The organism is Shimia sp. R9_2, assembly GCF_017743735.1.
GTDB lineage: Bacteria > Pseudomonadota > Alphaproteobacteria > Rhodobacterales > Rhodobacteraceae > Shimia.
In genome coordinates, this window is the sequence record NZ_JAGHRO010000006.1 from 246,114 (window position 1) to 262,757 (window position 16,644).

At 52.7% G+C, this 16,644-nt stretch carries 12 protein-coding genes and 2 pseudogenes; 6 read left to right on the forward strand and 8 right to left on the reverse strand.

Annotated elements, in window-relative coordinates:
* Positions 1-433: 433 nt before the first annotated feature.
* Both J7400_RS15610 and J7400_RS15615 read right to left on the reverse strand, forming a co-directional pair.
* A protein-coding gene (locus J7400_RS15610; RefSeq protein ID WP_209065021.1) for an IS3 family transposase occupies positions 434-1,560 on the reverse strand; the annotation gives its coding sequence in 2 pieces (ribosomal slippage) (positions 434-1,290 and positions 1,290-1,560; 1,128 coding nt in all).
* Positions 1,561-1,838: 278 nt separating this feature from the next.
* The gene (locus J7400_RS15615; RefSeq protein ID WP_209064951.1) at positions 1,839-2,348 is read right to left on the reverse strand and encodes a hypothetical protein; all 510 of its coding nucleotides are present in this window, start codon (positions 2,346-2,348) and stop codon (positions 1,839-1,841) included.
* Between the two features lie 896 nt (positions 2,349-3,244).
* On the opposite strand from J7400_RS15615, the pseudogene tnpA reads away from it, so the two are divergent.
* Positions 3,245-3,660: pseudogene (tnpA, locus tag J7400_RS15620) on the forward strand (IS200/IS605 family transposase).
* A gap of 4 nt (positions 3,661-3,664) precedes the next feature.
* On the opposite strand, the gene J7400_RS15625 reads toward tnpA, so the two are convergent.
* On the reverse strand, positions 3,665-4,957 hold the full coding sequence (locus J7400_RS15625; RefSeq protein ID WP_209064953.1) for a hypothetical protein: 1,293 nt from the start codon (positions 4,955-4,957) through the stop codon (positions 3,665-3,667).
* A gap of 233 nt (positions 4,958-5,190) precedes the next feature.
* Here J7400_RS15625 and J7400_RS15630 point away from each other — a divergent pair, with 233 nt between their 5' ends.
* Positions 5,191-6,498, forward strand: a complete 1,308-nt coding sequence (locus J7400_RS15630; protein WP_209064955.1) for a hypothetical protein — start codon at positions 5,191-5,193, stop codon at positions 6,496-6,498.
* An 80-nt stretch (positions 6,499-6,578) separates the two neighbouring features.
* Here J7400_RS15630 and J7400_RS15635 read toward each other — a convergent pair whose 3' ends face one another.
* Together J7400_RS15635 and J7400_RS15640 are read right to left on the reverse strand one after the other, a co-directional pair.
* On the reverse strand, positions 6,579-6,758 hold the full coding sequence (locus J7400_RS15635) for a hypothetical protein (RefSeq protein WP_209064957.1): 180 nt from the start codon (positions 6,756-6,758) through the stop codon (positions 6,579-6,581).
* Positions 6,759-6,805: 47 nt separating this feature from the next.
* A pseudogene (locus J7400_RS15640) lies at positions 6,806-7,579 on the reverse strand (IS3 family transposase); the annotation flags it as partial.
* Positions 7,580-7,650: 71 nt separating this feature from the next.
* Between J7400_RS15640 and J7400_RS15645 the strand changes: the two are divergent.
* The 3 genes from J7400_RS15645 to J7400_RS15655 are packed head-to-tail and all read left to right on the forward strand — an operon-like array spanning position 7,651 to position 9,954.
* Complete coding sequence (locus tag J7400_RS15645) at positions 7,651-8,037, forward strand: transposase (RefSeq protein WP_209064959.1); 387 nt, start codon at positions 7,651-7,653, stop codon at positions 8,035-8,037.
* On the forward strand, positions 8,034-8,387 hold the full coding sequence (gene tnpB, locus J7400_RS15650; protein ID WP_209064961.1) for an IS66 family insertion sequence element accessory protein TnpB: 354 nt from the start codon (positions 8,034-8,036) through the stop codon (positions 8,385-8,387). The genes J7400_RS15645 and tnpB overlap by 4 nt, the downstream gene beginning before the upstream one ends.
* Before the next feature lie 55 nt (positions 8,388-8,442).
* Complete coding sequence (locus J7400_RS15655) at positions 8,443-9,954, forward strand: IS66 family transposase (protein WP_209064963.1); 1,512 nt, start codon at positions 8,443-8,445, stop codon at positions 9,952-9,954.
* Positions 9,955-10,153: 199 nt separating this feature from the next.
* Here J7400_RS15655 and J7400_RS15660 read toward each other — a convergent pair whose 3' ends face one another.
* The 3 genes from J7400_RS15660 to J7400_RS15670 are packed head-to-tail and all read right to left on the reverse strand — an operon-like array spanning position 10,154 to position 15,275.
* On the reverse strand, positions 10,154-11,485 hold the full coding sequence (locus tag J7400_RS15660; RefSeq protein WP_348540183.1) for an HlyD family type I secretion periplasmic adaptor subunit: 1,332 nt from the start codon (positions 11,483-11,485) through the stop codon (positions 10,154-10,156).
* Positions 11,482-13,575: an ABC transporter transmembrane domain-containing protein gene (locus J7400_RS15665; protein WP_209064967.1), complete on the reverse strand. Its 2,094-nt coding sequence runs from the start codon at positions 13,573-13,575 to the stop codon at positions 11,482-11,484. The genes J7400_RS15660 and J7400_RS15665 overlap by 4 nt, the downstream gene beginning before the upstream one ends.
* Positions 13,572-15,275: an ABC transporter transmembrane domain-containing protein gene (locus J7400_RS15670; RefSeq protein ID WP_209064969.1), complete on the reverse strand. Its 1,704-nt coding sequence runs from the start codon at positions 15,273-15,275 to the stop codon at positions 13,572-13,574. The genes J7400_RS15665 and J7400_RS15670 overlap by 4 nt, the downstream gene beginning before the upstream one ends.
* Before the next feature lie 173 nt (positions 15,276-15,448).
* Between J7400_RS15670 and J7400_RS15675 the strand changes: the two genes are divergently transcribed.
* Positions 15,449-16,644: cadherin repeat domain-containing protein (locus J7400_RS15675; protein ID WP_209064971.1), on the forward strand; the 1,196-nt coding region annotated here is incomplete at its 3' end.

A 16,644-nucleotide genomic window follows, 5' to 3' on the forward strand; every position in this document is an offset into this window, starting at 1 on the left:
AAGGCAAAAATAGTGCGGTTTGGCGAAAACTGTAGACACAAATTCAATGCCTTAGCGGCAGGGCAATGGCAAAGCTATGTGTCGCCTCACAAAATGTTGCACGTCACATGAACCTGACCTAACCGTCATAGTTGAACCAGATCTACATCGAATGTTCGGCTCTGTAACGCGCACGATGAAGTGCGCGTCTATCAACAAACACAGATCCTGAACTGTAAATCAGTTGCTGGAACTAAAAATGAGTTCCAATTTTTCTTAGGGTCGGGAGTGGTTCGCCGTGACTTTCGGCCCCTTGCTGCCTTTGAACGGTGAGATCGATTGCTGCATTTGCAGCCCACATTGCGGACGTTCACTGTAGAAGCGAGATTTCGTGAAAGGTGAACGCTCAGACTACGGACCGTTTCGCGTGACCTGCTCCCCCGAGAGTCCGCGTTTATAGGTTAGCTCTGTTCAGGGTTTGGTCCTCTCTTGACCGTTGGTGATACTCCCCCGGGGTGAGCCCGTCGAGGCTCGAATGCGGGCGGTGGTGATTGTAGTCGGCGCGCCATGCCGCAATCATGCGGCAGGCATGGCGCAGAGACGGGAACAGGTGTTCGTTGAGGCATTCCTCACGCATTCGCCCATTGAAGCTCTCGACCAGGCCGTTCTGCATCGGTTTTCCGGGTGCGATGTAGTGCCAGTCGACCTTGCGATCCTCTTGCCGTTTGAGCAACGCGTTCGAGGTCAGCTCCGTCCCGTTGTCGCTGACCACGAGGCAGGGATACCCGCGCAGCTGGGCGATCCGATCCAGCTCACGGGCTACACGCGCACCGCCGATAGATGTGTCCACGACCGCGGCCAAGCATTCCCGACTGAAGTCGTCGATGACATTCAGCACGCGGAACCTGCGCCCGTCTTCCAGCGCGTCCGACATGAAGTCGAGCGACCATCTCTGGTTTGGTCCCTGCGGGATCACCATGGGCGTCCTGGTGCCGACCGCGCGCTTGCGTCCGCCCCGCTTACGAACGGTTAACCCTTCTTCGCGGTAGAGCCGATACAGCTTCTTCCAGTTGACCTCCCCGCCTTCGCGCTTCAGCAAGATGTGCAGACGACGATAGCCGAACCGCCGCCGCTCGGACGCCAGTTCCTTCATCCTTGTCCGCAGCTCCGTATCGGCTGGGCGCTTCGACCGACGCCGATACACACGCGGATCAATCCCGGCCAGCGCACAGGCACGGCGCTGATTATGACCCTTGGTCTTCATGGCCCAGTTCACAGCATTCCTCCTCGAACCGGGCCTCAGAAGTTTTTTCCGAGCATCTCTTTCAGCGTCGCCACGTCCATCATCTGTTCGGCCAACATCTTCTTCAGCTTGGCGTTCTCAGATTCCAGCGTCTTGAGCCGACGCGCATCGGACACTTCCATCCCGCCATACTTCGAGCGCCACTTGTAGAAGGTCGCATCGCTAATCCCGTGCTTTCGACACAGCTCCTTTGCGCCAAGCCCAGCCTGGTGCTCTTTCAAAATGCCAATGATCTGTTCTTCGCTGAAACGGCTTCTTTTCCTCGTCTGTCTCCTCAGTTGGAGAACAGGCTAACCAAAATTTCAGGACATTTCAGGGGAGCAGGTCACACCAAACGACCGCATAGTGCTCTGGGCTACCGCCCTCCGGCTCCCGAAACCATCATCCAGATGGACCAAAAGCCGGTCATGCACTAACAATCAAGTTGGACCACTTAGGTGGGGCTGATCGGATGCACGTTGTGACACTGAAAGAGATGCTTGGAAAAATGCATGGTCCGCCCCGCGGTCGCAAGCTTTGTCCCTACGTCAACAACCTGACATAGCCCCTCCGTCAACTACCAAAAACAGTCGAGCATCACGGGATCATTGTCTGGATCATTGTCGTTGCAAGGTGAAAGCACACCAGCTCCTCCAAGTATTCCTGCAACAATCAAAGCGCCCATCGCAAAACGCCCCTCACGAGAATGCCACGCAGAAATCCGATCCTCTCTTTCCCGAAGAGCTTTCGCGAAATCTGATCGAATTTCATTTTGAACATTAATCGCATCCTGTGCAAATTCTCTCAAAGACTGTAGATTTTGATATTCAAAAACATACTCTCCATTCGAGAGTCTGGCGTAAATTTTTGTTACGGCAGGCGCTGTATGGAGCATCTCTCCCTCTAGCCCCAGATGTAACACAAACTCTACAGAAGTTGGCCAGGAACCGCATTGACTGGCAAGCAGACGAAATAGTGCTAAGCTTTCCACCTCAAACTTTCCAAACTTTTGCTCAGGGGGGATAGCGATCCACTTTTGGTTTGATTCGCGAGCTAAGGCCACTTGTTTGTCAATTTCTGAGATCATTGCTCTGTCCATGGGGGTCTCAGTCAATGGCGATCTTGAGTAACTTAGAACTTGAGTAGCCACAGACATCAATCCGATTTTGACGTGTTTCCCGCAAGCTTCACCTATTAGCCAAGGCGCCTCCTCACCATAAGCAAGCGCATAAACGTTCGGAACAACATCTGCCTGACCGTGTGTGCAGTCGAAAGTGAGGGCCGGAGGCTCATAGAAAGATGCAAGGTTTTTCCCGAGTCTTGGCGTAATTATGCGGGACCAAGGGTAACCACTTGTCAAAAATTTGTTGTACTCAATTGAAGGTAGAAATTTGCGATAACCACGCATGTGAATACTATACCCAGAATCTGCGTAGGTCCGGTCGACTTCTGGTCGACAAATATTAGAGGACTGAGCCAAGGCAGAAAACGATGACCCAAAAACGCAAAGTAGGGAGATTATAAAAATGGGCCCAAACTTTCTCATATATACCTCTCAAACGATTTGTACGGATATTGTGTATGTGGCAATAGAATTGAGATTAGAAGCTGAACTATTGATGGATCGAATGATTGCCGTCATGTCGTCACCTGAATTAGTTTCATAACACTGATTGACTTGAGCAAATTGGTACTGCTGCCAAATTAACGTAGGATTCAGCAGTTTTTTCTGGTTGTTTGGACGCGCCTTCATATGCAATCACGCAATACCTGTCTTCAATAAGTCTCGGGCTTATAATAGTGTTTTTGAGCCGTTGGGACAGCTACATAAATTCAAATCTCATTTAGTATCCACTCTCTGGTTTAAACCCTCCGACTTCCAGTCGGACCCGCTTCAGCGCGAGAGAATCGTGTTATGATCTTATCCTCAGGAAAAATGAGCCATAGCCTCGCCGGCGGCTCATTTTTCCTGAGGATAAGATCATGCAATATGACACCGGCAAGCACTGCGTTTTCTACCACCGCTATCACATCGTTGGTCGACCAAGTATCGCTATAAAGTGCTCACCGACGATGTGCGTCTGCGGGTGCGTGACATTTGCCGTCAGGTCTGTCGGGAGAACGCAGTCGACATCTTGCGCGGCGTTTTGTCGAGCGATCACGTCCATATGTTCCTCTCGGTTCCGCCAAAGCTCGCGATCAGTGATTTGGTGCGCAAGATGAATGGGCGTTCGTCTCACAAGGTGCAACGCGAGTTTCCCGCGTTGCGCAGGCGCTGTTGGGGGCGCCGGTTTTGGGGGCGCGGGTATTTTTCAACCACCAACGGCGCCATCTCGGAAGACATTGTACTTCAGTACCTGGAAAACCATATCGCAGATCCTACCGACGCCAGTCGGTAGTCGTTCAGTATACATCTATTTTTATGTCATTATCCTTTGGGTGAACGTTTATATCAGTAGGAGCGGATTTTGCATCAAAACAATCGAAGTTGCCGCTAATGTTCTCTATTGTGTAATTTGAGATAGGGATAGTGAAAAAAACACCTCCTGAAAGCTTCGCTAAACAGACATTGTTAAAACGAAAATCTGTTGGTTCTAAATAGCTTTTCACGAAAATCGGGTCGTACCAAGTATCGTCTCTAGGTAACCGTCGTTGAAATGCAATCCCATAACGTTCCTTCGGCGATGTACTACCTACGACAGATTTGCAACCATCTGGGGGTACTTCGAACCAGCTATTGTAGCCGACGTTCATACGGTTTTGGTACTGGAAAATTCCTTTTTGATATCCGCGGATAAGGGTTTCCCCATTGTTGCAAACTGTAATTGACCCATACCCAGATAGAGAACCACGCTGGCTCACATTAAGCTGAACTGGTTTTGTAGGTAGTTCGGCATTCGCAAGAAATTCTTCGGCTGTCAGAACATCATAGGAGAAAATTGGATCAGAGCATGGCCCCAATGCACGCGCTGTGTCTGTAAGCTCCACCGTCGTAGAAGCGCCAGAAGAGTCTGCAATTCGTACTGACGCTCCATTTTTTAAGTCTGACATCAAAGCAAGAAAAACTTTCTTTGATACTTCATTGTCTATGATATTGCGTTCGCTTGGCCATGAGTAGATTGGCCCTTCATCTACTTGAATAGTTGTAACACTTTGACTTTCATTGCCCGCAGCCTCAAGGGTGAACACATTATAGGGTTTGGATCCTTCGCCGTGGAAACGACATTCTACGCCAAAGCCGCTACCCCCCAGCACTTTCGCTTTAACGGATGCCAAACCTTCTTCTTGGTCGACAGATATTTTCCAAGTTAAATCGCCATGCGTATTTTGAGCACCTTCCCAATTGAGTACAGTTAGGTGTAGATCATGCACTGGGTAGGTAAGAATCTTTCGCGTAATTTCCAATACTTTCCTAGGATGAAGATCCCTTGAAAATAGTGGCCGATAATTGAGAAAATCTCTCATCCAAATTTGCGTTTCCTCATTCATTATCCCGTCTACTGGGCCATCGTAGCGTGGCATGAATTTGAAATCGTGCGAGCGACCATCGAAAAATGTAATCAGCTCCTGCAGTTCTCTGACTTCATCTGCAGATAAGGCTTCATTCTGATAGCTGCCTGATCCCCCCTGAGCATGTAGAGAGCTGATATAACAAGAAGAAACTAGAAGTAGTGCTATTCCAAAAAAAACCTTCAATTTTTAAATCCTCGCTCCTCGATATGAAATTGGAAATTAAATAGTCGTGGTGCGCGTGTTTAGGCGCCAATATCATTGCGTAAAACGTAACGTTGCACCATGGTAAAGCGGACAAAATATACACCCAATCAGTTTTGATCAACGGGACAAGTCCAATCTATGTAAATCATAACTTGACACGCAGCCAACTTAAAGGACTTAAATCGCTCTGTTACTGCTAGAGGTCCAAAGTGATGAATATCGGTAATTCCCAAACGATCCTAGCGAGCACGCTAATCGTATTTACTATCGTTTGTAGTCCTGTACCCACCTTGGCTTATACCATGTGGGACTACCTGAATTTTAGTCAATCGCACTGTTCAAGTACTGGTGGGGATTGGGACGGGTTGGCCTGCTCGGGAGCAGGCGATATGGGAATTCAAAGGGCTATAGATGCCGAACGAGAGCGCCAAGCTGCAGCAGCTTGGCAAAAAGCTGATGCATTCGAGAACGACTTTGTTTCTTGGTTAGAAAGCTTTGACCCAACAGAGATCTTTGCCAATGAATCTAACCCCAGTATTTCGTTTGAAGCGTATTCCAACCCAGAACTGGCAAAATCCTATATCTGCCTGCACGGTAGCTTGCTGTTTTTAGCGATGGCTGATAGCAGACCTGACTTGTTTAACCGAGCAAGCCGTTTTTTTGATAATCGTTCGGTTGCGCCGCGGGGGTTTGCTAGACTTCACCTGGAGACCGCGTATTTTCATTTGTCTCTTATTTTAAGGGAAAGATACGATCCTTCATTTGTTCTTAGAATCGAAAGTGAAGAGCAACAGAAAATTGTTAAAGCTATGATTAGAAACGAGGTGGGAAATTCCTTAGTGGGCGCTACGTTTCGTTTGTCTAAGTTCAAACAAACTGAGCGGGGAGGAAATCGTCATCTGGACGCGTTCTTACGGCATTTCGGATTTCATACCGCCGGTGTCGACGGATACAACAGCGTTTTTACTTCAATGAACTGTCGCCCGAATTTGCGTGTATACGACTATCAATCGTCTCGAACCACGGCTTTCATTACGAATGTTTTTTCCGATTCAATTGAGAGTTTTTCAATTTATGATTTAATGCCACCTGCAAACACCAATGAATTATCTTATGCTGACGATGCAGATATGATGATCGCTCTTCTTAAATCGTCTAAAGAACGAAAATCCCTGAGACTTCATCAAATACCGTGGCAAACCCCTGTCATGCGCGAGTTTGTAGAACGTGGTATTTCCCCTAAACTGAAGTTCGTAGAGCGTCATCCGCACGACCACGTCCCCGAATATGCTGACTTATTTGAATATGGTTATCCGGTGGGTCAAACAATTTTTGTTGATAGTCTAGAAGGTCTTCCATATCAATCAGATAATACAATCCTTCGCCTAATTCATGGAGGGTTTAGCATATCTTCCCATACAATCCCGATTTACATTTCACGGTTTAAAACGATGCGGTCTGAATTTGATCAAGCACTCGTTCGTGAAGTAGAGAGAATATGTAAAAGCCGTTGCTCTTAAAAGTTTATTTCCCAAAATGGGCTTCATTGCGCAAATCATGCAGGGGGATTGACTGTATGAGAATCTAGCAACTGTATCTCTCAGATGTTCTGTGAAGACCATTTCTGTCCTGATTTGATGAGAGCGTTGACGATGGTCGCGAGTTTTCTGGCAACAGCGGTGATGACGACTTTGTGCGGTTTCCCTGCGTCACGCAAACGATCCGCGAAAGTTTTCAAGGCCGGATTGTGGTGACTTGCAACCATAGCTGCCTGGAACATCACGTGCCTGAGCTGATCGGCCCCACCTAAGTGGTCCAGTTTGAATGTTAGTGCATGATTGGCCTTGTTTCCATTGGGACGATGTTTTCCGGGGCCGGTGGGCGATAGCCCAAGGCACTATGTGGTCGTTTGGTGTTGTAGTGCTTCCTCCATTGTTCGATCAGGATTTGGGCCTCCTTTAAGCTGTAGAAGACTTCACCATTTAGCAGCTCGTCGCGGAACCGGGCGTTGAAGCTTTCACAGTATCCATTCTCCCAAGGTGACCCCGGCTCGATGTAAGCGGTCTTGGCTCCGACCGCGCCTATCCAATCCCGAACAACCTGAGCTATGAACTCTGGGCCGTTGTCTGATCTGATGTAGGCCGGAACACCGCGCAGGATGAACAAATCCGTCAATGCGTCGATCACCTCGGCTGAATTCAGCTTCCGTTTCACTCGGATCGCTAAGCATTCCCGGCTGTGCTCATCAAGGATATTCAATGTTCTGAACGCCCTTCCATCATCCGTTCGATGATGAACGAAGTCGTACGACCAGACATGGTTGGGATACTCTGCACGCAGTCGAATACACGAGCCATCGTTGAGCCAGAGCCGTCCTTTCTTGGGCTGCTTCATCGGCACCTTGAGCCCCTCACGCCGCCACAGGCGTTCAACACGCTTGTCGTTCACCCGCCATCCCGCATCTCTCAGCAAAGCTGCGATGCGGCGATAACCGTATCGGCCATACTGGCGAGCCAGTTCGATCATGTCGGCAACCAAGCGATCTTCATCGGCGCGACCTTTTGGGGCTTTACGCTGTGTTGACCGTAACCGGTGTTTCCCCCCCCCCACACTTACAGCATGACGCGTGACCTGCGATTCAGAGGCTTCTTTGATTTGATGGGAGTTTCTATATGGGAGCTACAAGCGAGTTTCTGGCAAGGGTGCCGCGGCGTGCGGATGGAAAGCGGGATTGGCCGCCTGAGTTGAAGGCTCGGATCGTGGCGGAGACGTTGATCGAAGGCGATACGGTCAACGCGGTTGCCAAGCGGTATGAGTTAATCCCCAGCACTGTGTCTGACTGGCGGCGGATGGCGCGACAGGGCAAGTTGGTTCTGCCAAATTTGGAGGGCATGGACTTCGTTCCTGTTGAAATGGAGACGCCTGCGCCTGTCGTCCAGCCTCGGTCCACCACACTCTCAGGCACAGTTGATGTGATCAAAGGCGATGTCACCGTTCGTCTTGATGCCGAGACGCCCGCGGTGCGGATCGCCGAGGTTGCGCGGGCTTTAGCGACGTGATCACACCATCCCATAAGGTCCGGATCTTTGTGGCCAGTGATCAAGTGGACTTCCGCAAGGGCCATGATGGCCTGGCAGCTCTGGTGCAGGGCCACCTGCGCCAAAGACCTTTCGATGGCTCCGTCTATGTGTTCCGCGCCAAGCGCGCAGATCGGCTTAAGCTGATCTATTGGGACGGCAGCGGGCTGGTGATGGCTTACAAACGGCTCGAAGATAACAGCTTCACATGGCCCGCGATCAAGAACGGGGTGATGCGCCTGGAACCGGCCCAGTTTGAGGCGTTGTTCGCGGGGTTGGATTGGCGGCGGGTGCAGCCTCTGGAGGTGGCGGCTCCGGCTGCGGCGGAGTGACTCACGGTGCCCTTTACACGGGCCAGTCTGTCCTTGTTTTGTTATTGGAACAGGCATGACTGAGCCTGACAAATTGCCCGATGACATTGCCGAATTGAAGGCAATTATCCGCGCGCAGCAGGATCAGAATGCGCGGCTTGAGGCCTTGGTTGCCTCCTTCAAGAAAGCGCTCTTTGGGGCCAAATCCGAGAAGATTGATCCGGCCCAATATGAGTTGGAACTCGAAGATATCGAGACGGCCATCGAGCAGGTGGAAGCCGAGATTGACGCCGACGAACGCACCGCGCCGGAGCGGCCATCAAAACCACGCCAGACCAATCGTGGGTCATTGCCCAAGCATTTAGAGCGGGTGGAAGTGGTCATTGAGCCCGAGCGCTCTTGCGCCTGCGGAGCCGCGCGTCATGTAATCGGCGAGGATGTCAGTGAACGGCTGGATATCATTCCGGCCCAGTTCCGCGTGATCGTCACCCGTCGTCCGAAATACGCCTGCCGATCTTGCGAGACTGGCATTACCCAAGCCTCGGCACCCGCCCACCTTATCGCAGGTGGCATGCCAACCGAGGCAACGCTGGCCCATGTGCTTGTCTGCAAATACGCCGATCACTTGCCGCTCTATCGGCAGGCCCAGATCTACAGCCGTCAGGGCATTGATCTGGATCGCTCGACCTTGGCCGCTTGGGTTGGTAAATCTGCCTTCGAACTGACCCCGGTGTATGACGCGTTACTGGTTGACCTAAAGCATTCCACCAAGCTCTTCATGGATGAAACCCCTGCCCCCGTTCTGGCACCGGGACGAAAGCGGACCAAGACGGGTTACTTCTGGGCGCTGGCCCGCGATGACAGGCCGTGGGGTGGTGAGGATCCGCCCGGCGTGGCCTTCACCTATGCGCCGGGACGATCTGGCCAGCATGCGGACAACATTTTGAAAGGCTTCAGCGGCACGTTGCAGGTCGATGGGTACGCTGGCTACAACCGCTTGCTCAAACGGCCCGCACAGGAGGTGACACTGGCCTATTGCTGGGCGCATGCCCGCCGCAAATTGCATGATGTTACCCAATCTGGGGCGGCGCCGGTCGCGCAGGAAGGCCTGGCTCAAATCCAGGCACTCTATCGCATCGAAAAAGACTTGCGCGGTCAGACTGTTGAGCAACGTCGTACCGCGCGGCAAGAGCGCTCAAAGCCCGTCATCGATGCCTTTGAGATCTGGCTTGCCCAAAACCGCGCCCGTGTCTCGGCCAAATCCCCGACCGGAGAAGCCCTGAAATACATTGCCAAATACTGGGATGGGCTGATCCTGTTCCTCAGTGACGGGCGCATCGAACTCGACAACAGTCCCGTCGAACGCACCATCCGCCCCATCGCCCTGAATCGCAAAAACGCACTCTTTGCCGGACATGATACTGGCGCGCAAAACTGGGCAATCATCGCGTCGCTGATCGAAACTTGCAAACTCAACGGGATTGAGCCCCATGGCTATCTGTCTGGCGTCTTGACGGCCATCGCCCAGGGGCACAAACAAACCGCCATCAACGAGCTGATGCCTTGGAACTACGTGAAAACCGTGTGATCGGCCCACCGCTTACTGTTGACCGGTGCTGATGCAACACTCTGCAAGCCCGACGCTCTGTGCTGCTTAACTGCAAATCCACCGCGTAATGGGCACACATCAATTTCGTCGAAACTCTCTTTGCCCCGTATCGCAAAGGACCTTATTCACGTGAATTGGGGGTACACTCTGAGCAATCTTGCGTGCCAAGAAAGCTCTCTCAGCGTTCGTTAAAGGCGTTGCTAAGTGTTTCGTCCACAGGCTTCAGCATATAAGCAAGCAAGTTTTTTTGGCCTGTCGTCATCTCGGCGACAACAGTCATCCCTGCCTGCAACGGGCTCTCAAATGCGCCCCGCCCAATCGTTTCGCCATCCAATTGGATAGACGCGCGGAAATAGGTTTCTCCTGTCTGTTCATCAACAAGCGGCACCGGGCTGAGTGCCACGACATGGCCGTCTACCTTACCAAACCGGCGTACATCATAGGTGTCGATAGCAAGCTTTACATTTTGGTCTACCCCAACGTGGCCAATTTCGCGGTTGGGAATGCGCGCCTCTACCATCAGATCAAGTCGCGTGGGCAAGAGTTCAAAGATCGTTTCGCCCGGCGCAATAACCTCACCGATATTTGGAAAGGCGACGGATTGGACGATGCCTTGATTGGGTGACACGATTTTGAGGTCTGCGAGCTTACGTTCCACGACATGCAAGGAGACCTCCAACTCGCTGCGCAGGTCGCTCAGCTCTTCCGCCTCATTCAACAGCCTTTCGCGCAGGGACAAGCCTTGTTCTGCCATTTCTGCCTGCGTCAGCGTGAGCGCGCTGCGGGCTTGGGCAAGGCGCACCTCACCGTCTGAGGCAGCTTTGCGCAGCGCGTCCAATTGGTCCGCTTCACGCGCAAGATCGCGCTGTGTTGTTAGACCCTGAGCATTCAGCTGGCGCGCACGCTCCAACTCTTCTTTTTTGCGTTCAATACGCTCTAATGTGAAACTCTGCGATTCCTTAAGGATCTCAAGCGTTTCTTCTTGCTGCGCGATTGAAACAGCTTTAACCCTTTGGCTTTCCGTGAAAATTTCAAGTGTTGCCGCAGCGCGAAATTGCTTGCCCAGACGAAGTTTGGCCAGTGCATCCTCCGTAGCAAGCTCTCCTCTTTCGAGGAAGCCCAGGGCCGTTTGAGCGTTTGCAAGCTTGCGCTCAATCGTTGAGATTTGTTCCTGCAGTCTCAGCTGTTCTTTGTTCAGATCTGGGTGGCGCAGCTCTAAAAGGATGTCGCCCGCTTCGACGCGATCCCCATCGTGAACATAAACACGATCGACAACGCCGCCATCCAACACCTCGATTTGTGTGTAGTCCCCCACCGGCACAATTGTGCCCGGCGCTCGCGTGATCTGAGGTACTTCCGTACGGCCTGACAGGATCACCAACGCGACCACCATACCTGAAAATATAGTGGCAATAAGGCTCGCCACACGTGCCTTAGAATTCTCATCTTTGTGTTTGGCCTTTGCAATCGGGCCTTCTTTGTGTCGCTTCATTGCTGAATTCCGCATCATTGAGTTCCCATTGCTTTCATGACAGCTTCCACTTTCTTGCGCGCCGCTGCCCCGGTGTCGTTGACGATCACACGACCACCATTCAGATAAATCAAACGATCTGCCATTTGCAGGAAGGACGTGTCAGCGGTGGCGACGAGAATGGTCTTGTGACCTCGCTCGCGCTGCATCCAGTCTTTAAGTTTCAATCGCCGTTCGTCGGTCAACCCATCGGTCGGTTCTGAGAAGAGATAAATTGAAGACTGTCGCGCGATACTGCGCGCGAGCGCTAAGGATTTGAGCCGCGCCTCGGCGACCCCGGCAAGCACCTGCGCGTTCAGGCGGGTTTCACACCCTTCGGGCAATCGTTCGACCTTGTCGCGAATGCCCATATCTTCCAAGGCTTCGTCGATTTGGATTTGCGACAATGCGGGGGATGCCAGACGGAAATTTTGGCTCACCGTCCCGTAGAACAATTGGGGGCTATAAGTTGCGTAGGTCACGGATTTGCGTAGTTCATCGCGTGCGATCTGGCGGATGTCGATGCCGTCATGTTCAATCACCCCACCCGTCGGCGTATGAAGACCGCTGACGAGATCCAAAACAGCCGCACGACCGGCAATGTCTGGCCCCAAGAGCACAACCAATTCGCCTGGCGCGCAGGTGAAATCAACAGATGTCAAGATTGGTGGGCTGATGGGGTCCGGTCGATAGCTCACGCCACTGAGTGATATTTCGCCTCGTAGAGTTTTTTGGTGCGATTGGCTGAGGCCCAGCTCCATTTCTTCATTTAGGGCAAGAACCTGATCTGCTTGTTGCTGGCTCTTTCGGAAGCCCGCAATTTGGCCGAGAGATGTCTGGAATGCCTGAATGGGGGCCAGCACCTTGGACACCAAAGCAATGGACGCTATCAGCGCGCCAAAGCTCATCGTGCCCGCAACGGCACCATGCGCGCTTATGACAATTGCGCCAAGAGTCCCCAACGAAACAAGGCTTTGCGAAAGCGTGTGTACAAGATTGCGGAGTTGGCGCGCCTTCGCGGTTGCAACCTCTGCCGCATCTGCCAGCGGCATGCAACGTTCCAACCAACGGTCCCGCATGCCGAGATTTGCGAGGGTCTGCTGATGTCTTACGGCGTCTTGGATGACCATCGAGCTCGCCCGCTGCGCCTCTGCGGCGGCTTGATCTCGTCGCTCTTGGAAGGGCTGCATAAGCACCTCCATCGTCAGCATGACGATGGCCAACCCAAATGTGAGGAAGCCGACGTAGGGGGACAAATATGTCAACACGGCCAGGAACATCAGGGCAAACGGCAAATCAATCACGTTTGTGACAACCGATCCTGTGAAAAGCTCGCGCAAGGACTCAAACTGCCGAAAGCGCGCAATCTGTTGGCTTACACTGGATCTCTGAAGTTGCCCCAATGGCAGGCGCATCAGCTTTCGAAATAGCGCAATTGTCAAAGTGCGCTCACCCTTTTGACCGACATAAGCTAGTGCGCGGGTACGGACACTGCGGAACAAAAAATCGGAGGCTGTAAGTATTGCGACGCCAAGGGCAAGCGCGACCAAAAGATCCGTGGAGCCGGAGGGAATGACCTGATCGTAAATGGCCATAATCAACAAAGGCACGAACAAGCCAAGCGAATTGATCAGGAACGCCGCAAACAAGAGACCCGGGACCATCTGGCGTGTCGCCTTGAAGGTTTCCCAGACCGTCAATTTGGTTTGCCGCGCCGGCTGGAAGCTGAACTGCTCAATGCGAATGACAGCGCATCTGCTCCGTTCAGGTGCGCGTTTGGCAGGCCGCCCCCCCTCTAGATCGGCGACCAGCAGCATGCCATCAGCCAAGTCCAGCAAAATGTAGCAGTCGCCATTGGTAGGAAACACCAGCGCCGGGCACTCTTCTCGCGTAATCTGGGTCTCCAAGCATTTTGTGGAGACATAGGGCACTTCGAGATTGTCCAGCGTATGGAGCAGGTCCCCAAGCTCAAGTGTCTGACTATGGTGCGGGAGAGCCTCTGCGATGGCATCCGGGTTGTTTTGCCATCCGCCGACAAGCAGCAACTCTTGCAGCAGGTCGCTAGCGTGCTTTGCGTTCACGAGAGTCATGCCACGTCCCTCCTGTGGGAATGGATCGTTGCTTCTGCCGGTGCATCAACTTGCCAGTCGATAGGCACGGCACTCCCGCTCTCCAAATCGCACTCAATATCTGCGAGACGTTTCATATGCGGATCCGGGCTATCCATCAGAATGGTTGTTTTGGACTTCATCTCCGCGAGATGGGCCGAGAGTGCCTCACGCTCAGGTGTGTCCAAGGCAGCGGTGGGTTCACTCATTACAAGAATACGTGGCTGGAGCGCCAAAACACGCACCAATGCAATCAACTGGCGATTTGCCGGATCAGTTTCAAAAACGCCGCCTCCATCGCCCATCTGTGTGTTGTAGCCTGTCGGCAAACGGTTGATGCGTCGCTCTAGACCCAGCTTGGCGGCGATTTCCTTGGCTCGAGCGATCTGCGTCTCATCGCCAAATGCACTGAGGTTTTCGAGCAAAGTGCCTGACAAAATCGCCGGATCATTTTCCAAAACCACAATGGCGTTGTGCCCACGCTCCCGCGCACGTGACTGCGATGGCAAATGATCTATCAACACCCTTGATCCAGAGGGCACGTTTCGACCTAGGATCGCATCATAGAAGGCTTGGAGTTGCCAGCGGGCGGCGCCTGTCATCAAAATCGTTTGCCCAGGAGATATGGCGAGCCTTTTAAGGACCGCCGGGTCTGTGGCTCCGGACTTATGTTGCAGTCTGAGATTGTCGATCGTGATGCGGCCCTCAATCGCGCTTGAACGAGCTACTGGCGGGTCGGGCACTTCCAGTGCATCAATCTCATGAAGCTTGCGCCAGGACGCTGCCACGCTCTCTGACTGGACCCAAAGCGTCATGAGCTTGGTCAACGGCTGCACAATCCTGCCATTCAACAGCATACAGGCCGCCATTTCAGCCATACCAATCTGCTGCTGTATCACCAAGTAAGCACCGAACAGCCCCATGGCCGCGATTGAGATCTGGCCAAAGGCTGCGCCAAAGTTCTGCGCCAATCCCGAAAATTGGATAAGCCTGTGGCTCAAATCCACAGTTTGATTTTCCAACTTTTCAAAACGCCGAGCCATCTGGCGTTCCATCCTGTTGGCTTTGACGGTTTGACTGCCAGACAGAACTTCGGACAGAAAAGCATATCTTCGATTGTCGAGTGTTTTGCGCGTGTCAAACAGAGACCATTGGGCACGCTTCATGATCAAAGAAAACATGAGGACAATACCAAACCCTAAGAGGGGCACAGCGACCAGCCAGCCGCCGATCAGACCAATCATGACAGCAAAGAGCAAAGTGAACGGCAAATCGATCAGCACCGCATGGTTTTGCCCGGAACTGTAGTCTCTCAGTTGCGCAATGGCGCCGAACCGATCCAAGTAGGTTGATGGTTCATCCAAAGCGAAGCGGTCAGTTTCTGCATGCAAAACACGATGGGCAAAGCGACGGTAGTTGGAAACCGCCGCGCGTTCTGAGGTTATGTTCAGCAAGCTGAGGCGACACCACCGCAGCGCAAACTCTATCCCAACGCTGACCACCAAGATCAACGTGAGCATGCGCAGTGTATCGAGAGATTGAAATGGAATGACACGATCAAAAATGAGCAGAATCACGATCGGCATGGCGAGCGCGACAATGTTCAACGACAGTGATGCCATCCAAATCGGCATATTCAAAAAGAAAGAGCTGTCTCGCTCTTTGAAACGGTCTTGTTCCATATCGGATCCACACAAAGCACTCTCCCTATGAGTGCCCTCAAACACCTTTCATGTAGGTGAATGCGCGAAGGGTCTTCGCTTAAAACACGTATCAAATGCCGATCATATTGAAGGCGGCGCCTTAACTATTGTGCGATAGCCTCAGACTTCATGCTGGAACATGGCGGTGTATGATGGTCGATGATTTTGGATCAGAGAAGATTGAGACTGACGGTCCCATTGAGGGGCAGCAAGAGAAAGATGCGATCGCGGATGCCATCGCGCGCGGTGCGCAAACCGCTCCTGAAGACCAGAGCCGCAGCACACTTCATACTGGTGAACTGCAAGAGGGCGCAGTTTTAAACAAGCCCGGGCAGAGAGGCGCAGCGCATTTTTCTGAGGAGCCACTCCGCTTAGAAGCCCAAGAGGTAATAGCTCAAACCCGTCGCGACCCGAATATCATTGAGACCGATGCCGCACCTTCTGAAGAGCAGACCGCCCCTGTTTCGGCTCCTCTTCCGCAAAATGACCGAGGGGCGATAGCTCCGCAAAACACAGTTTATCCCGCTCGAAACGAAAGCGGCCAGGCAGACCGGTTTGAAGATGTTAGCCCTGCCAATTTCCGCGCCGCGCCGGTGACCGCTCCTTCCGAGATCACATCAAACCTCGCCGAAGACACACGCAACACACCTGAAGATGATAACGAAACAAACCATGCTCCAGATGGCCTAACCCTATCGGATACAACGGTTTCAGAGCAACAAGCGGGTGCAGTTATCGGCAGACTGACAGTCCAAGATCTCAACCAAAACGACACCCACAGCTATACCGTCTCAGACGACCGTTTTGAGGTGGTCGACGGCGCACTCAAGCTGAAGGACGGCATCGCGCTGGATCATGAGGCGGCGGCGCAGGTCGATGTGGAGGTGACCGTCACAGACGCGGCGGGCAGCGCCTATACTGAGAGCTTCATGATCAACGTGACGGACACAAATGACGCCGTCACAGGTCTCACGCTGGAGACGCAGACCGTTGCGGAAAACGCCCGCGGGGCGGTGGTTGGCCAGTTGACGGTTGCGGATCAGGATGTGGCGGACACCCACAGCTACACCGTCTCAGACGACCGTTTTGAGGTGGTCGATGGTGCATTGAAGCTGAAGGACGGCATCGCGCTGGATCATGAGGCGGCGGCGCAGGTCGATGTGGAGGTGACCGTCACAGACGCGGCGGGCAGCGCCTATACTGAGAGCTTCATGATCAACGTGACGGACACAAATGACGCCGTCACAGGTCTCACGCTGGAGACGCAGACCGTTGCGGAAAACGCCCGCGGGGCGGTGGTTGGCCAGTTGACGGTTGCGGATCAGGATGTGGCGGACACCCACAGCTA

Excerpts from the sequence above, each read along its gene's own strand:
- J7400_RS15615 (WP_209064951.1), bottom strand. The coding sequence starts at position 2,348 with ATGATCTCAGAAATTGACAAACAAGTGGCCTTAGCTCGCGAATCAAAC.
- J7400_RS15630 (WP_209064955.1), top strand. The coding sequence starts at position 5,191 with ATGAATATCGGTAATTCCCAAACGATCCTAGCGAGCACGCTAATCGTA.
- J7400_RS15635 (WP_209064957.1), bottom strand. The coding sequence starts at position 6,758 with ATGTTCCAGGCAGCTATGGTTGCAAGTCACCACAATCCGGCCTTGAAA.
- J7400_RS15645 (WP_209064959.1), top strand. The coding sequence starts at position 7,651 with ATGGGAGCTACAAGCGAGTTTCTGGCAAGGGTGCCGCGGCGTGCGGAT.
- J7400_RS15655 (WP_209064963.1), top strand. The coding sequence starts at position 8,443 with ATGACTGAGCCTGACAAATTGCCCGATGACATTGCCGAATTGAAGGCA.
- J7400_RS15660 (WP_348540183.1), bottom strand. The coding sequence starts at position 11,485 with ATGATGCGGAATTCAGCAATGAAGCGACACAAAGAAGGCCCGATTGCA.
- J7400_RS15665 (WP_209064967.1), bottom strand. The coding sequence starts at position 13,575 with ATGACTCTCGTGAACGCAAAGCACGCTAGCGACCTGCTGCAAGAGTTG.
- J7400_RS15670 (WP_209064969.1), bottom strand. The coding sequence starts at position 15,275 with ATGGAACAAGACCGTTTCAAAGAGCGAGACAGCTCTTTCTTTTTGAAT.